The sequence below is a fragment of the Enemella evansiae genome, assembly GCF_002250705.1.
Classification (GTDB): Bacteria; Actinomycetota; Actinomycetes; order Propionibacteriales; family Propionibacteriaceae; genus Enemella; species Enemella evansiae.
This window is the reverse complement of record NZ_NMVP01000001.1, coordinates 361,634-376,975: the sequence shown is the minus strand read 5'-3', so window position 1 is coordinate 376,975 and position 15,342 is coordinate 361,634. Positions and strand designations below refer to the sequence as shown.

The following is a 15,342-nucleotide window of genomic DNA, read 5'->3' as shown; positions in this document are numbered from 1 at the left end:
GGGCACCCGGGAGTGACACCGGGCACCCGATGCGGTCACGCACTCCTGGGTGCCCGGTGGCGGTTCCGGGTGCCCGGTGGGGGCAGCCCGATGCACCGGTACCGCCCCACGACGGGAGGCGCCCCGGTCCGAGCGGACCGGGGCGCCTCCCGTCGTGCGGAGATCCGACTCAGCTGCAGCCGCTGGTGGAACCGCAGCCCTCGCACACGTAGCACGAACCCGAGGGGCGCATCTTCGTGCCGCAGGTGAAGCAGAGCGGCGCGTCGACGGTGTTGCCGGTGATCGATTCCAGCAGCTCCGCCGAGGTGTGCGCCTCCCGCGGGGCCGGGCGGACCGAGGCCGAGGTGGTCGGATCGACCGCCGCCTTCGGGCTCTGGGTCTTCACCGGCGCGGCCGCCTCGACCGTGCCCTCGTCCTCGACGGCCGGCTCCGACTCACCCGCACCGGACTCGGACTGCTCCTCCAGGTAGAAACCCGTCTCGACGTAGCGGGCCCGCTCCCGGGCGGTGTAGATGCCCAGCTCGGCGCGCTCGTCGAAGCTCAGGTAGTCCAGCGCCAACCGGCGGAAGACGTAGTCGATGATCGACTGCGCCATCCGGATGTCCGGGTCGTCGGTCATCCCGGCCGGCTCGAACTTCATGTTGGTGAACTTCTGCACGTAGGTCTCCAGCGGGACGCCGTACTGCAGCGCGATGGAGATCGCGATCGAGAAGGCGTCCATCACCCCGGCCAGCGTGGAGCCCTGCTTGCCGAGCTTGAGGAAGACCTCGCCCAGGCCGTCGTCGGGGTAGGAACCGGAGGTCAGGTAACCCTCGGCGCCACCGACCGAGAACGAGGTGGTCGAGGACGGGCGCTTCTTCGGCAGCCGCTTGCGGCGCGGCTTGTACTCCACCACCGGTGCCGGTGCCTCGGACTTCTTCTCCTCGGGTTTCTTCTTGCCGTCGGAGAGCGGCTGGCCGACCTTGCAGTTGTCGCGGTAGACCGCGAGTGCCTTGAGGCCGAGCTTCCAGCCCTGCCGGTAGACCTCGCCGATCTCCTCCACGGTGGCGGTCTCGGGCAGGTTGACGGTCTTGGAGATCGCACCGGACAGGAACGGCTGCACCGCGGCCATCATCCGCACGTGGCCCATCGGGCGGATCGCCCGCTGCCCCATCGCGCAGTCGAAGACCTCGTAGTGCTCGGTCTTCAGACCCGGGGCGTCGATCACATGACCGTGCTCGGCGATGTACTCGACGATCGCCTCGGCGGTCTCGTCGGCGTACCCGAGTCGACGCAGCGCCCGCGGAATGGTCTGGTTGACGATCTGCATCGACCCGCCGCCGACCAGCTTCTTGAACTTGACCAGCGAGAAGTCCGGCTCCACCCCGGTGGTGTCGCAGTCCATCATGAAACCGATGGTGCCGGTCGGCGCGAGCACCGAGGCCTGGGCGTTGCGGAAACCGTTGTCGGCGCCCAGCTTCACCACCTGGTCCCATTCGCGGGTGGCGAGCCGGTGCACGTCACCGTCGATCGCGGACAGGGTGCGCAGCGAATCGTTGGCGGCCTGGTGCTTGCGCATCACCCGCTGGTGCGCGTCGGCGTTGCGGGCATAGCCCTGGTAGGGGCCGACGACCGCGGCCAGTTCGGCGGAGCGGCGGTAGGAGGTGCCGGTCATCAGCGAGGTGATCGCGGCCGCGAAGGCCCGCCCGCCCTCGGAGTCGTAACCGTGACCGGTCGCCATCAGCAACGCACCCAGGTTGGCGTACCCGATGCCGAGCTGACGGTAGTTGCGGGTGGTCTCGCCGATCGATTCGGTGGGGAAGTCGGCGAAGCAGATCGAGATGTCCATCGCGGTGATGATCAGCTCGACCGACTTGGCGAACTTCTCCGCGTCGAAGGTGTCGTCGGCGGAGAGGAACTTGAGCAGGTTGAGGCTGGCCAGGTTGCAGGAGGAGTTGTCCAGCGACATGTATTCCGAGCAGGGGTTGGACGCGGTGATCCGGCCGGTCTCGGGGTTGGTGTGCCAGTCGTTGATGGTGTCGTCGTACTGGATGCCGGGATCGGCGCATTCCCAGGCGGCCTTGGCCATCTTGTCGAACAGCTCGCGGGCATCGACGGTCTCGACGACCGAGCCGTCGGTCCGCGAACGCAGCGCGAACTCGGCCCCGTCCTCGACGGCGGTCATGAACTCATCGGAGACCCGCACCGAGTTGTTGGCGTTCTGGTACTGCACGGAGGTGATGTCCTTGCCGCCCAGGTCCATGTCGAAGCCGGCATCGCGCAGCGCGCGGATCTTGTCCTCCTCGCGCGCCTTGGTCTCGACGAACTCCTCGATGTCGGGGTGGTCGACGTCGAGCACCACCATCTTCGCCGCGCGGCGGGTGGCACCGCCGGATTTGATGGTGCCGGCCGAGGCGTCCGCGCCGCGCATGAACGAGACCGGCCCCGAGGCGGTGCCCCCGGAGGACAGCAGCTCCTTCGACGACCGGATCCGGGAGAGGTTCAGCCCGGCGCCCGAACCGCCCTTGAAGATGAACCCCTCCTCCTTGTACCAGTTCAGGATCGAGTCCATCGAGTCGTCGACCGAGAGGATGAAGCACGCCGAGACCTGCTGCGGCGACTTCGTGCCGACGTTGAACCAGACCGGGGAGTTGAAGCTGAACACCTGGTGCAGCAGCATCCAGATCAGCTCGTGTTCGAAGATCTCCGCGTCCTGCTCGGTGGCGAAGTATCCGTGTTCCTCACCCGCGGCGCGGTAGGTCCGCACGACCCGGTCGATGAGCTGCCTGAGCCCCTGCTCGCGGGCCTCGGTGCCGAGCGCGCCGCGGAAGTACTTGGTGGTGACGATCGTCGAGGCATTCATCGACCAGAAGTCGGGGAACTCGACCCCGCGCTGCTCGAAGACGCTCTCCCCGGTCTTCCAGTTGGTCTGGACGATGTCACGACGCTCCCAGGTCACCTGGTCGTAGGGGTGCACGCCCTCGGTGGTGTGCACCCGCTCGATGGTCAGCCCACGGGGTGCGGACTCGCTGCTCCGGGATGAGGATCGGGTGGTCTCGGTCATCGTGAACCTCTCGGGATCGGCATGGTCACTGCTGAGGATGCTGAATGGTGTGGTGGCCCGGGCCCGGGCCGGCAGACCTCACTGGGTCTGATCGGTGAGCGCGCGTTCGGTACGCAACCGCGCGATCTCGGCCTCGAAGTCGTCCACCGAGGCGTACTGGTTGTAGACCGAGGCGAAGCGCAGGTACGCCACCTGGTCCAGCGCGCGGAGCGGGCCGAGGATCGCCACGCCGACCTCATCGGCCGGCACCTCCGGCTGCCCGGAGGCGCGCAGCGCCTCCTCGACCGCCTGGCCGAGCCGGGCCAGCTGCTCGTCGGTCACCGGCCGGCCCTTGCAGGCCTTCCGGACCCCCTTGATCACCTTGTCGCGGCTGAACGGCTCGATCACCCCCGAGCGCTTGACCACCACGATCTGCATCTGCTCGATGGTGGTGAACCGGCGCTCACAGGCCGGGCACTGCCGCCGGCGGCGAATGCTCGCACCGTCATCGGCGGCCCGCGAATCGAGCACCCGGGAGTCGGTGTGCTTGCAGTAGGGGCAGTGCACCCGACCCACCTCCGCTCGCTCGCCGACCGGCCCCTGCTGGGGATGACCCTGTGGGTGCCGGTGTGGACATCCTGTGGAAAAGAACCACAACCTGTGGATGAACCACAAGCCTGTAACTACTAGATATGGGAATCCTACGTCGCATCCGGCAGCGGAGCAAGACGTCGCGAACCGGCGTTTCGCGGCCCTCAGATCAGGTTGCGGGCCAGCATCCAGACCAGCGCCGGCAGCAGGATCAGCAGCAGCGCCCGCAGCGGCGCCCCGCGCTCCAGCCAACGACCCAGCGAGGTCGGCAAACCGGCCGACCGACGGGTCAGCAGGCGGACACCGGACCAGGCCCAGACAGCCAGCAACAGCCCACCCAGCACCAGGACGAAGGGATTGGCCACCCAGGCCGCGGCGGGATCGCCCCGGAGCAGGGCCGCGCCCATCCGGGAGGCACCGCAGAGCGGGCACTGCCACCCGGTGGCGAGCAGCACCGGACACGGTATCCCCCGGCCGGTCAGCGCGTAGACCCCGCCGGCGAGTGCGCAGCTGGCCCCGAGCAGGGTGAGCCAGCCGAAGCGCCGCACCGCGGTGCCGCGGGCGTGCCCTGCGGTCGGTGCGACGGGATGCATGCCCCCATTGTCGCCGGTCGCGGTCCATGCCGACCTCAGCGGAGCGGGGCGCCACCGGTGGCGGCCGCGGGCGGGGCCTGGGTCAGTGCGACAGCGGCCTGCGGGGCCGGCGGCTCGGCGGTGACGCGGGCGGCGGTCACCCCGATGCACAGCATCGCGGCCAGCCCGAGCAGGGCGCCGAGGGCGAGCACCACGGCGATCCCCCGGTCGGTCAGCCGGATCTCAACACCGGCGGGGCGCACGGGACTGCGCCGGGCGGCGGGCTGGACGACCGGGCGCTGCACCCGGCATCCGGCGGACACGCCGCGGGTCTCGAAACCGCGATCGCGATCGGCACGCTGCACCCGCGGACCGCGCGCGGGGCGCTGCCCCTCGGGGCGCCGGGTGCTCGGCCGCCGGCCGCCGGGGGTGACGGAGTGGCGCGGGGCCGGGCGGGCGATCGTGCTGCTGACCTGCTGGGCCATGGTTGCCTCCTCGGGAAGTGGTCGAACAGGTGTTCGACACGGACCATTGTTACCTCGGAACCGATTCGCACACAAACCCGAATCGTGGACTCGTGTTCGAATCGTGATCTTGCAGAGATCACTCAAACAGAGGCCACTGACAGTCCGTCCGGTCCGCTTCCAGGCCGACGCGACACGCTCGAACAGTTGTTTGATTCGATGTTCGATTCGTCCTACCCTGATGCCATGGCTGACAGCAAAGACCCGAAGACCACCAAGTCCACCACCGACTCCCCCAGCGCCGCATCCGCTCCGCGCCGCCGCGGCCGGCCGCGCAATGAGGACGTCGCCGCCGAGATGGATCGCACCAGCGGCACCGTGACCCCGCTGCCGGACGGCCCGGCCGATGCGCACGGGCTGACCCCGCGGCAGCGCCGGGTGCTCGAGGTGATCAAGCACGCGGTCGACCACCGAGGCTACCCGCCCAGCATCCGCGAGGTCGGTGAGGCGGTCGGGCTGGCGAGCCCGTCCTCGGTGGCCCATCAGATGCGCACCCTGGAGGCCAAGGGCTTCCTGCGCCGGGATCCGAACCGGCCGCGTGCCCTGGAGGTGCTGCTGCCCGCCGACATGCAGCCGATGGACCCGGGTTACGACGAGACCGGGATCCGGGACAGCTACCCCGACGCCGTCCGGGTGCCGGTGGTCGGCCGGATCGCCGCCGGCGGCCCGATTCTCGCCGAGGAACGCGTCGAGGACGTCTTCCCGCTGCCCAAACAGCTCGTCGGTGAAGGCACCCTGTTCCTGCTCGAGGTGAGCGGTGACTCGATGATCGACGCCGCGATCTGCAACGGCGACTGGGTCGTGGTGCGTCAGCAGCCGACCGCGGTCAACGGGGACATCGTGGCCGCCATGCTGGACAACGAGGCCACCGTGAAGACGTTCTCCAAGACCAGGGGCAAGGTGTGGCTGCTGCCGCACAACGAGGCGTACGACCCGATCGACGGCAGCGACGCGACCATCCTCGGCAAGGTGGTGGCGGTGCTGCGCCGCGTCTGAACCACGCAGATACGCCGCAGCGGCCGGTCCGGGATGTCAGCCTCCCGGGCCGGCCGCGCTGCGTTCCCCGGCGCCCGCTCAGTCGTCCTCGGCCAACCGGCGCAGCGCCTGCACGGCCACCTCACGGTCGGTGGTCATCCACATCGGCGGCATCCCGGCGCGCAGATACGACCCGTACCGCGCGGTGACCAGGCGCGGATCGAGCACCGCGACCACCCCCCGATCGCTCTGCCGGCGGATCAACCGGCCGGCGCCCTGGGCGAGCAGCAGCGCCGCATGCCCCGCCGCCACCGTCATGAACCCATTGCCCCCGGCCTCGGCGACCGCCCGCTGCCGGGCCTGCATCAGCGGGTCGTCGGGCCGCGGGAACGGGATCTTGTCGATGATCACCAACCGGCAGGTGTCACCGGGCACGTCGATCCCCTGCCACAGCGAGACGGTGCCGAACAGGCTGGTCTCCGGTTCGTCGGCGAAACGGCGGGTCAGCTCGGAGAGCTGCGCATCCCCCTGGCACAGGATCGTGTGCTTGGGCAGCTGTTTGCGGACGTACGCCGCAGCGGCCTCGGCGGCGCGTTGGGAGGCGAACAGACCGAGCGTACGCCCACCCGCGGCCCAGACCAGTTCGGCGACCTCGGTCAGCACCTGGGGTGCGATCCCGTCCCGACCGGGTTTCGGCAGATCCTTGCCCACATGGAGAATCCCCTGCTTGGCATAGGAGAACGGGGAGCCGACGTCGATACCGCGCCAGGTCATCGGACCGGCCTTGCGCCGCCCGCCGCCGGTCTCCGATCCGTCACCGAAATCGGCGACGGTGTCGCTCTCCAGCTCCTCGGGGTCGTCGGCCTGCTCGACCGCGTCCACCTCGTCCGGCCCGGTGAGTTTCGGCGCGGCCTCCGGGCGGTCCCGGCGCTCGTCGCGCCGCAGGCCGACGCTGCCGGCGACCTGTTCGAACTCGCCACCGAGCTTGAGGGTCGCCGAGGTGAGCACCGTGGTCACCTGGCCGAGCACCCGCTCACGCATCAGCGCGGCCACGCTCAGCGGGGAGACCCGGGCCTCGCGGCCGAAGCGTTCCCGGTCGGCCACATAGACGACGTCGTGGTCGGCCAGCGCGGCCATCCGCTCGGCGACGTCGAAGACCTCCTTGACCGCCGCGGCGGCCTGCCGCTGCTCGTTGTCGGCGTCCTTGCCGGTCAACGCGCTGACCACCCGGCGGGTGACGTCGCGGACCGCTTCGAAGGCGCGCACCACCGGGGCGTCGGTGCCCGGCACCTGCTCCAGCGGCGCCGCCTCCAGCCCCTCGCGGAGCACATCGGCCGATTCCAGGAATTCCAGTCCCAGTTCGTCATCCAGCCAACCGAGGGCGCGGCGGCCGACGCGTTCGATCTGCTGCGGGCTGAGCTCGGCGGAGGCGGCACCGGTGACCCGGGAGACCAGCTCGTGGGCCTCGTCGATGATCACGTGGTCGTGCTCGGGCAGCGCCGTGCCGCCATGCATCGCGTCGATCGCCAGCAACGCATGGTTGGTCACCACCAGATCGGCCGAGCGCGCCTGCTCCCGGGACTTCTCCACGAAACATTCGGTGCCGTAGGGGCAGCGCTGCGCGCCGACGCATTCACGGACCGGTACCGACACCTGCGCCCAGGCCCTGGTCGTGTGGGTCGGTGCGTCGTCGCGGTCGGCCAGGCCACCGTCGCTGGCCTGCTGCTCGGCCCACTCGCGCAGTGCGACCACCTCGGCGCCGACCACCGAGTCGGTGCTCGGCGCGCTGGCCCGCAACGCCTCGACGACCTCGCTGGAGCCGAGCAGGGTGTCCTGGTCCTCGACGGCCTGGTCGCGGATCCGCAGCAGGCAGGCGTAATTGCTGCGTCCCTTGAGGATCGCGGCGCGGGGCCGCTTGCCGATCGCCTGCTCGCAGGCGTCCAGGGCGCGGGGGATGTCGCTGTTGGCGAGCTGGGCCTGCAGCGCCAGGGTCGCGGTCGCGATCACGATCCGCTCCCGGCCGCGGGCCAGTCGGGTCAGCGCCGGGGCGAGATAACCGAGGGATTTGCCGGTGCCGGTACCAGCCTGGACGAGCAGGTGCTGCCCGGTCTCGAAGGCCTCGGCGACCGCCTCGGCCATCTGCTGCTGACCCTCCCGCGGGCTCCCGCCGAGCGCCTCGACGGCGGCATCCAGCACCTGCTGCGGGTCCGGCCGGGAGGTTGCTGCGGGGCGAGCGGCGTGCGAGGTCACCGAAGCAATCTAGTCGCCGGAGGCCACCGATTCGAGGCGCCGGGCGGGGTTGTGCACAGGCGATTCCAGACGGTCCCGTTGATGAGGACGAGGTCGCGGCACTGATGACCCGCTTGTCATCGTGATCGCGCGGCCACACTCGATCCTGCTCGACGCCGAAGCGGTATCCGCTCTGGCCCGGAACGAACGCACCATGAAGCGTTGACCTGATCAGCGCCGGAGCTCGGCCGCGATCAGGTGGTGAAGGCCTCGACCTCGATGAGCACCGAACTGTCGGGGCGGGTGACCCGGGTGTAGGTGCGGATCGGTGGCTGCTGCGGGTCGTTCGCGCTGGCACAGCGGCGGTCGGTGCCCTCGCCGGTCAGCTCGGTGCAGTCGGTGGTACCGGCCGGTGGGTACGCCGCCAGCGACTGCTCCCATTCGGCGACCCGATCCGCCGGAACACTGAACCGTGCCCGCACGCGCCAGTCCTGGAAGGATTCGTACTGCGACTCGTGCACCGTCGTGCCGGCGGGCAGCCGCATCTGCGTCAGCCGTGCGATCACCTCCGGGTGGACGCGCTCGCACTTCATCCCGAGCGTGGTGGTGCACCGCTCGCCGTAGTCGGTGCGGTGCGGGATGAACTGCCAGCCGATCACCGCGGCCACGCCGAGCACCAGCACCAGCGCCAGGCCACCGCAGCCGGCCAGCGTCCAGCCCCACCAGGGCAGTCGTCGCTTCACCGGACAAGGATCACCCGCCGGCGGGCCACTGGCCGCGCTGCGGCGTACGACCACGGTCTGTGATCAGTCGACGAGCGCCTCGAGCAGCCAGATGATGAAGAATCCGGCGAACAGCATCGCCGACATCCAGGCCTTCTCCTCGACCTCGTGGGCCTCGACGATCAGCTCCTCGATGGCCAGGAAGAGCAACGCCGCGGCGCCGAAGGCGAGGAAGGCGACCTGCACGGTGGCCGATGCGCCACCCAGCAGCAGTACGCCGCCGAGGGCACCGACGCCGACCAGCAGGGCCAGCACCACGCCCACCCAGATCACGGTGCGGCGCCCGAAGCCCTCGCCGAGCAGCTCGAGCGCGGCCGACACCCCGAGGAAGAGCACCTCGATGGTCAGCGCGATCGTGATGATCAGGCCGGTCGCCGAGCCCAGCGTGACGCCCAGCCCGACCAGCATGCCGTCGATGACCAGGTCGATGCCGATCGCGATGAGCATGCCCATCGGCAGGCTCCGTGGCCCCTCGGCCGTGCCGGCTCCGCCGGTCGCACTGGCCGCCCGCGCCTTCTCGGCGGCCGAGCGGCGTCGTTCCCAGGCGCCCAGGACGAGCATCACCGCGACACCGAGCGCGAACCCGACCGCGGTCCAGACCAGTTTGTGGTCCTCCCGCTCCTTCAGGTCCGGGAGCACCTCACCGGCCAGTGCGGCGATCACCACCCCGGCCGCGAAATGCTGGATGGCGGCCACGGTCCGGGTGCCGGGTGGGCGCCAGACAGCGACGAGGGTGCCGACGATGGTCACCAGGACCGGGAAGATCGTCAGCCGGGCGGCCTGGACCAACAGGGTGCTCTGCACCGGGCCAATCTAAGCCCTGCCACCGCAGCCGCGGCAGGTGGTCCGCTCAGCGGGTCGCGTCGTTCTCCACGTCGGCGTACGGCTCGAACTCCGCGGCCAGTTCGGGATGCACCCGGGCCACGATCCGGGTGCCGGTGGCGGTGTGCTCGGTGGTCAGGAACTCACCGCTGCGGTGCACCTGATCCAGCAGATCCCCACGCTCGTAGGGAACCAGCGCGCGGACCTCGACCTCGGGCCGCGGCAACCGGGAGTCGATGACCTCCTTGAGCCGGTCGATGCCGGCACCGGTCCGCGCGGACACCACGATCGCGTCGGGGGCATGGGTACGCAGCAGCTGCAGATTCTCCGGTGAGGCCAGATCGGCCTTGTTGATGACCAGCTGCTCGGCCCGGTCCCCGGCACCGATGTCGTTGAGCACCGTCCGGACCGCGGCGATCTGGCCGAGCGGGTCCGGATCGGAGCCGTCGACCACATGGACCAGCAGGTCCGCGGCGACCGATTCCTCCAGCGTGGAAGCGAATGCTTCGACCAGGTCGTGCGGCAGGTGGCGGACGAAGCCGACGGTGTCGGTGAGCGTGTAGACGCGGCCGTCGGGGGTCTGGGAGCGTCGGGTGGTCGGGTCCAGGGTCGCGAAGAGCGCGTTCTCGACCAGCACCCCGGCGCCGGTGAGCCGGTTCAACAGGGAGGATTTGCCGGCGTTGGTGTAGCCGACGATCGCGATCGACGGGACCCGGTGCCGCTGCCGTTCGGCGCGCTTGGCCTCACGGGTGGAGTCCATCTCGCGGAGTTTGGTGCGCAGTTGCGAGATCCGGTGATGGATCCGGCGCCGGTCGGTCTCGAGCTTGGTCTCACCGGGGCCACGGCCACCGATACCGGCACCGGCCGCGGCGCGGCCACCGGCCTGCCGGGACAGGTTGCCGCCCCAGCCGCGGAGCCGCTGCTTCAGATAGTTGAGCTGGGCCAGTTCGACCTGCGCCTTGCCCTCCACCGATTTCGCGTGCTGGGCGAAGATGTCGAGGATCAGCGCGGTCCGGTCGACGACCTTGACCTTGACCCGGTCCTCCAGGTTGCGCAGCTGGGCGGGGGCGAGTTCGCCGTCGCAGATCACGGTGTCGGCACCGGTGGCGACGACGACCTCCCGCAGCTCGTCGACCTTGCCGGAGCCGATGTAGGTCGCCGGGTCGGGCTTGCGGCGCCGCTGCACCAGGCCTTCGAGGACCTGGGAGCCGGCGGTCTCGGCGAGCTGTTTCAGCTCGGCGAGCGAGTTGTCGGCGTCGACCTGGGAGCCGGTGGTCCAGACGCTGACCAGCACCACCCGCTCGAGCAGCAGTTTGCGGTACTCGACCTCGGTGATGTCGGACAGCTCGGTGGACATCCCGACCACGCGGCGCAACGAGTTGCGTTCGGCCAGCTCCAGCTGGTCCCCGTCGAAGTCGAGCTCCTCCTCGATCGGGTCGACGGTCTGGTCGTCGACGGCGATCGGATCCTCGGAGTCGTCGAAGTATTCCTGGCGGCGTACTGTCATCGTCCCACCAGTTTCCCACGGCCGGCCAACCGGGGCGAGTGGTTTGTTCCGGGTACGCCTCCGGCCTCGCCCGGATTCAGGCGTCGACGGTCTCGCGGTCGGGCAGCAGCACCTCACCGCGGAACACGATGACCGCCGGACCGCTCAGCCAGGCCACCTCACCGAGCTCCACCTGCACCTGGCCGCCGAGCACGTCGACCTGCCATTCGTCGCCGCCGTACCACTGGCTGGCGGCCGCCGCCGTGGCCACCGTTCCGGTGCCGCAGGAGCGGGTCTCACCGACCCCGCGCTCGTGGACCCGCATCGCCACCTCGCGGTCACCGACGCGCTGCACGAACTCGACGTTCACCCCGTCGGGGAAACGCTCCGGATCGAACTGCGGGGCGCGGGACAGGTCGAGGGAGCGTACGTCCTCGACCTCGACCACAGCATGCGGGTTGCCCACATCGGCCGGCATCGCGGTGAACTCGCGCTCCCCGAGCCGGATCGTGGTCGGCGTCTGGTCGACCGCGACGGCGCCCATGTCGACCCGCACCAGTTCGCGGTCCAGATAGGCGGTGCGCAGGCCGGCGCGGGTCCCGATCGGGATCACCGGCTCGTTGGCCAGGCCCTCCTCGTTCAGGTAGCGGGCGAACACCCGCACCCCGTTGCCGCACATCTCGGCGATCGAACCGTCGGCGTTGCGGTAGTCCATGAACCAGATGTCCGGGTCGCCGTCCCATTCGGGGATGTGCTGGGCCTTGATCGCCCGCAGCAGGCCGTCGCCGCCGATGCCGCTGCGCCGGTCGCAGAGGAAGCGGATGTCGTCATCGCTGGGATCGAGCATGCCGTGCCGGTCCACCATGATGACGAAATCGTTCTCCGTCCCGTGGCCCTTGGCGATGCTCCAGCTCCGCATGCTCACAGGCTTTCACCCCCTCCAGACGGTGTCCAATCCCGTTCCGGGACAGGCAACACCGGTGGCTCGGCGAGCATTCCGGCCAGTCGTTCGACCAGGTCCGGGGCGCCGGCGGGCAGCCAGCGGATCCGCTCGTCGCGGCGGTACCAGGAGAGCTGTTTGCGGGCGAAGCGACGGGTACCGGTGATGGTCGCCCGCCGGGCCTCGTCCTCGCTGCTCTCCCCCGCCAGGTACGCCAGCACCTGCCGGTAGCCGAGCGCGCGGGAGGCGGTCCGGCCCTGCCGCAGGCCGCGGGCCTCGAGGCGGCGTACCTCCTCGACGAAGCCGTCGGCCCACATCCGCTCGACCCGTTGCGCGATCCGCTCGTCCATGGTGGCCCGATCCAGTTCGAGCCCGACCTGCAGCACGGTCCCGGGCAGGGCGTAGCGCCAGCTCGGCAGCTGGCTGGTGAACTCGCCGGTCAGGTCGATCACCTCCAACGCGCGCACGATCCGGCGCCCGTTGCCGGGCAGGATGTCCGCGGCGGCCTGCGGCGCGCGCTCGGCGAGCAGGGCGTGCAGGGCGGGGGCGCCGAGCCGGTCGAGTTCGGCTTCCCAGTACGCCCGGCGCTGCGGATCGGTGCCGGGGAAGCTGAACTCGTCGGTGATCGCCCGGGTGTAGAGGGCCGAGCCGCCGGTGACGATGGGCAGCACGCCGCGGGCGTGGCAGTCCGCGATCGCGGCCCGGGCGAGGGTCTGGAAATCCGCGACCGAGGCGGTCTCGGTGATCTCGGCGATGTCGATCAGATGGTGGGGTACGCCGCCGCGCTCGGCCATCGTGGGTTTGGCGGTGCCGATGTCCATCCCCCGATAGACCAGCATCGAGTCGGCGTTGACGACCTCGGCCGGCCGGCCCTGCGCGGCGCTGGACAGGGCGTACGCCACCGCGAGCGCCGACTTGCCGCTGGCGGTCGCGCCGACCAGGACCAGGGTGCGCGGTGCGGGAGTGGACACGCCCTCCAGTCTGCCGCAGACCTTCGTGGTCACTCGGGTGGACCCGGCGGGGTCGGGTCGCTGGTCCAGGCATCGAGCGCGGTGCCGAACACCCCTTCGGTCGCCTCCGGGTCGATCGCGCGCTCGATGGCCAACCCGTTGGAGAGCGCGAGGATGGCGACCGCCAGCCATCGCGCCCGCTCGGCGGGGACTCCCCCCTCGACCAACAGGGCTTCGATGTCGCCCCGCAGTTCGCCCCGCATCCGCCGCAGTTCGGCATGGCGCGCGGGGTCCGGGGCGTTGGTCACCGTGGCCCAGAACTGGATCAGTGCCAGGTGCCAGGTCGGATCGTCGACGGTGAAGCGCTCCAGCAACCGGCCCACCTCGGTGCCGGAGAAGGGTGCCGAGGTGTCGCGGATCTCCCGGGCGGCCAGCAGCCGTTCCCGGGTCCGGGCCCGGAGGACCTCGAAGAACAGGTCCTCCTTGCCGCCGAAGCTGGAATAGATCGCCCCCTTCGTGAGGCCACCGGCCGCGGCGATCTGGTCCAGGGTGGCGCCGGTGAAGCCGCTGGTGGAGAAGACCTCGGCGGCGGCGGTGAGCACCTGCTCGCGGGTCTGCTCCCTGGTCGGTCTGCTGGCTGCTGGTTTGCGTCGAGCGGTCACCCGCGTACGATACCGGAAGTATTGAATACCGTCGGTATCGAGAGGAACGATGTTGATGACTGGACCACGCACCGCCTTCGTCACCGGGGCCGCCGGCTTCCTGGGCCGGCACCTGGTCACCCGTCTGCGCGACGAGGACTGGTCGGTGACCGCCTTCTGCCGGGCCAGCGATCGGGTGGACCTGCTGCCCGCCGGCGTACGCGTCACGATGGGCGACCTGCTCGATCAGGCCTCCATCGACACCGCCCTCACCGGACTCGACCGGCCGGTGATCTTCCACCTGGCCGGGAACACCACCACCTGGGCCAGACAGCGGGCGGCCCAGTGGCGCGACAATGTCGGTGGCACCGCGACGCTGCTGGAATCCGCCACCCGGGCCGGCGCGCGGCGGTTGGTCTACACCTCCTCGATCAGCAGCTACGGCTGGCAGCCGGGCGTCCGGCTCCGGGAGGACAGCGCCTCGAACGTGCAGTCGAAGGGTGACAATTACGGCCGCTCCAAACGCGCCGCCGAACACCTGGTGCATCGCGCGTCCCGGACGGGGGCACTGTCGACGATCACCCTGAACCCGGTCAACATCCTCGGCCCGGGGGACGCGTCGAACTGGGCCCGCCAACTGCTCCGGCCGATCGCCACCGACTCGCTGCGGGTGGTCCCGCCCGGGCACGCCACCTGGATCGCGGTGCAGGACGTGGTCAGTGCCCACCTGGCCGCCGTCGATGCGCCGCTGACCGGGACGAATGTCATTCTGGGTGGCCCCGAGGCGTCCTTCCTGGAGGTCGTGCAGACGATCGCCACCCTGCTCGGCGAGCCCGTCCCCGCCGCGGCCACCCCGCGCCCGCGGCTCGCGGCACTGTTCGCGGCATCGGCGGCGAAGGCCGCACTGACCCGCACCGAGCCGGAGCTGAGCCTGGCCAAGTACCGCCGGGCGACCGGCAATCTGGTCGTCGACGACGCGCTCGCGCGGCGCACGCTCGGGCTGGGGCGTACCTCGATCGAGGAGATGCTCGCCCAGACGATCGACTGGCTGCGCGAGATCGACCTGCTGCCGGCGCCGACGGCGGCCCGATGACCGGGACGGCCTGGGTGCCGGTCGCGGCGGAACCGGCCCACGGTGAGCTCTTCGCCAACCGGTGGTGCCGGGTCTATCAGGTGGATCTGACACCCGGCCAGGTGACCCTGGATCACCTGCACCACCAGGACACGGTCTATCTGATCGTGCGCGGTGGGCGGTTCCGCAGCGACAACCTGTACGCCACCTCCTCCCCCACCCGGCCCGGCGCCTCGACCGGTGCGCTGCGGACCGCCGGCTGGTTGGCGGGCCGGTTGCTGAACGGGTGGCTCCGGATGCCCGCGGGGACGGTGCTGTGGCAACCCCACCGCGAACATCCGGTGATCCATCGGGTGCGGGTCTCGGCGGCGAACCGGGAGCCGATCCGGATGCTGGGGGTCGAACTGCGCGGTACCGGGCCGGCCCCCCGGCTCCGGGACCAGCGCGGGGTACGCCTGGAGTGCGCGTCCGAGCGCTCGGTGACCTATCGGTTCGACTCTCCGGGCCGGGTACGAGTGCCGGGACACACGGTGCTGACGGCGATCCGGGGCGAGGTGTCGATGCCGGGCGCCGACCCACTGCGAGATGCCCGGACGACCTGGCTCGATGGCCAGGTGGAGTTGCGTCTGGATCCCGGCACCGTGGCGGTGGCGACCCTGCTCGAGGGTTGAACCGGCGTCGGCGCGCAAACCCACAGAACTGGGGGCGGCCTCCCCCTTTCGTGCGGCGGCTGAGC

Annotated in this window: 14 protein-coding genes; 3 read left to right on the top strand and 11 right to left on the bottom strand. The window is 70.5% G+C overall.

Going from position 1 to position 15,342, the window contains the following annotated elements; all coding sequences use genetic code 11:
* Window positions 1-169: 169 nt before the first annotated feature.
* From BI335_RS01825 to BI335_RS01810, 4 genes are all read right to left on the bottom strand, one after another.
* Window positions 170-3,043, bottom strand: a complete 2,874-nt coding sequence (locus BI335_RS01825; RefSeq protein WP_094429476.1) for a vitamin B12-dependent ribonucleotide reductase — start codon at window positions 3,041-3,043, stop codon at window positions 170-172.
* Window positions 3,044-3,121: 78 nt separating this feature from the next.
* The gene (gene nrdR / locus BI335_RS01820; protein ID WP_094358743.1) at window positions 3,122-3,589 is read right to left on the bottom strand and encodes a transcriptional regulator NrdR; all 468 of its coding nucleotides are present in this window, start codon (window positions 3,587-3,589) and stop codon (window positions 3,122-3,124) included.
* A gap of 188 nt (window positions 3,590-3,777) precedes the next feature.
* Entirely contained in the window at window positions 3,778-4,206 is a 429-nt protein-coding gene (locus tag BI335_RS01815; RefSeq protein WP_094429475.1) for a DUF2752 domain-containing protein, read from the bottom strand.
* A 35-nt stretch (window positions 4,207-4,241) separates the two neighbouring features.
* Window positions 4,242-4,670, bottom strand: a complete 429-nt coding sequence (locus BI335_RS01810) for a hypothetical protein (RefSeq protein WP_094429474.1) — start codon at window positions 4,668-4,670, stop codon at window positions 4,242-4,244.
* Between the two features lie 225 nt (window positions 4,671-4,895).
* Here BI335_RS01810 and lexA point away from each other — a divergent pair, with 225 nt between their 5' ends.
* Entirely contained in the window at window positions 4,896-5,705 is an 810-nt protein-coding gene (gene lexA / locus BI335_RS01805) for a transcriptional repressor LexA (protein ID WP_411266619.1), read from the top strand.
* Window positions 5,706-5,783: 78 nt separating this feature from the next.
* On the opposite strand, the gene BI335_RS01800 is transcribed toward lexA, so the two are convergent.
* From BI335_RS01800 to BI335_RS21720, 7 genes are all read right to left on the bottom strand, one after another.
* Window positions 5,784-7,823, bottom strand: a complete 2,040-nt coding sequence (locus BI335_RS01800; RefSeq protein WP_094356255.1) for an ATP-dependent DNA helicase — start codon at window positions 7,821-7,823, stop codon at window positions 5,784-5,786.
* A gap of 344 nt (window positions 7,824-8,167) precedes the next feature.
* Complete coding sequence (locus tag BI335_RS01795; protein WP_094429473.1) at window positions 8,168-8,656, bottom strand: hypothetical protein; 489 nt, start codon at window positions 8,654-8,656, stop codon at window positions 8,168-8,170.
* Between the two features lie 63 nt (window positions 8,657-8,719).
* Window positions 8,720-9,499 (bottom strand): ZIP family metal transporter, encoded by a 780-nt coding sequence (locus BI335_RS01790; protein ID WP_094429472.1) that lies wholly within the window; start codon window positions 9,497-9,499, stop codon window positions 8,720-8,722.
* 46 nt (window positions 9,500-9,545) lie between these two features.
* The gene (gene hflX, locus BI335_RS01785; protein ID WP_094429471.1) at window positions 9,546-11,024 is read right to left on the bottom strand and encodes a GTPase HflX; all 1,479 of its coding nucleotides are present in this window, start codon (window positions 11,022-11,024) and stop codon (window positions 9,546-9,548) included.
* 76 nt (window positions 11,025-11,100) lie between these two features.
* Window positions 11,101-11,922 carry a diaminopimelate epimerase gene (dapF, locus tag BI335_RS01780; RefSeq protein WP_094429470.1) on the bottom strand — a complete coding sequence of 274 codons (822 nt, stop codon included), beginning with the start codon at window positions 11,920-11,922 and terminating at the stop codon, window positions 11,101-11,103.
* A gap of 2 nt (window positions 11,923-11,924) precedes the next feature.
* Entirely contained in the window at window positions 11,925-12,914 is a 990-nt protein-coding gene (miaA, locus tag BI335_RS01775; protein WP_229119390.1) for a tRNA (adenosine(37)-N6)-dimethylallyltransferase MiaA, read from the bottom strand.
* Between the two features lie 29 nt (window positions 12,915-12,943).
* On the bottom strand, window positions 12,944-13,555 hold the full coding sequence (locus BI335_RS21720; RefSeq protein WP_229119389.1) for a TetR/AcrR family transcriptional regulator: 612 nt from the start codon (window positions 13,553-13,555) through the stop codon (window positions 12,944-12,946).
* Window positions 13,556-13,610: 55 nt separating this feature from the next.
* Here BI335_RS21720 and BI335_RS01765 point away from each other — a divergent pair, with 55 nt between their 5' ends.
* Window positions 13,611-14,627 (top strand): NAD-dependent epimerase/dehydratase family protein, encoded by a 1,017-nt coding sequence (locus BI335_RS01765; RefSeq protein WP_172421675.1) that lies wholly within the window; start codon window positions 13,611-13,613, stop codon window positions 14,625-14,627.
* A complete protein-coding gene (locus BI335_RS01760) occupies window positions 14,624-15,277 on the top strand; it encodes a hypothetical protein (protein WP_094429466.1) in 654 nt (217 codons plus the stop codon). Before BI335_RS01765 ends, BI335_RS01760 begins: the two co-directional genes overlap by 4 nt.
* Window positions 15,278-15,342: the final 65 nt, after the last annotated feature.

Bases quoted from the DNA above. Each gene is read 5' to 3' on its own strand.
- lexA (WP_411266619.1), top strand. From the start codon at position 4,896: ATGGCTGACAGCAAAGACCCGAAGACCACCAAGTCCACCACCGACTCC.
- BI335_RS01760 (WP_094429466.1), top strand. From the start codon at position 14,624: ATGACCGGGACGGCCTGGGTGCCGGTCGCGGCGGAACCGGCCCACGGT.
- hflX (WP_094429471.1), bottom strand. From the start codon at position 11,024: ATGACAGTACGCCGCCAGGAATACTTCGACGACTCCGAGGATCCGATC.
- BI335_RS01825 (WP_094429476.1), bottom strand. From the start codon at position 3,043: ATGACCGAGACCACCCGATCCTCATCCCGGAGCAGCGAGTCCGCACCC.
- dapF (WP_094429470.1), bottom strand. From the start codon at position 11,922: ATGCGGAGCTGGAGCATCGCCAAGGGCCACGGGACGGAGAACGATTTC.
- BI335_RS01800 (WP_094356255.1), bottom strand. From the start codon at position 7,823: ATGGCCGAGGCGGTCGCCGAGGCCTTCGAGACCGGGCAGCACCTGCTC.
- BI335_RS01765 (WP_172421675.1), top strand. From the start codon at position 13,611: ATGACTGGACCACGCACCGCCTTCGTCACCGGGGCCGCCGGCTTCCTG.
- BI335_RS01810 (WP_094429474.1), bottom strand. From the start codon at position 4,670: ATGGCCCAGCAGGTCAGCAGCACGATCGCCCGCCCGGCCCCGCGCCAC.
- BI335_RS01815 (WP_094429475.1), bottom strand. From the start codon at position 4,206: ATGCATCCCGTCGCACCGACCGCAGGGCACGCCCGCGGCACCGCGGTG.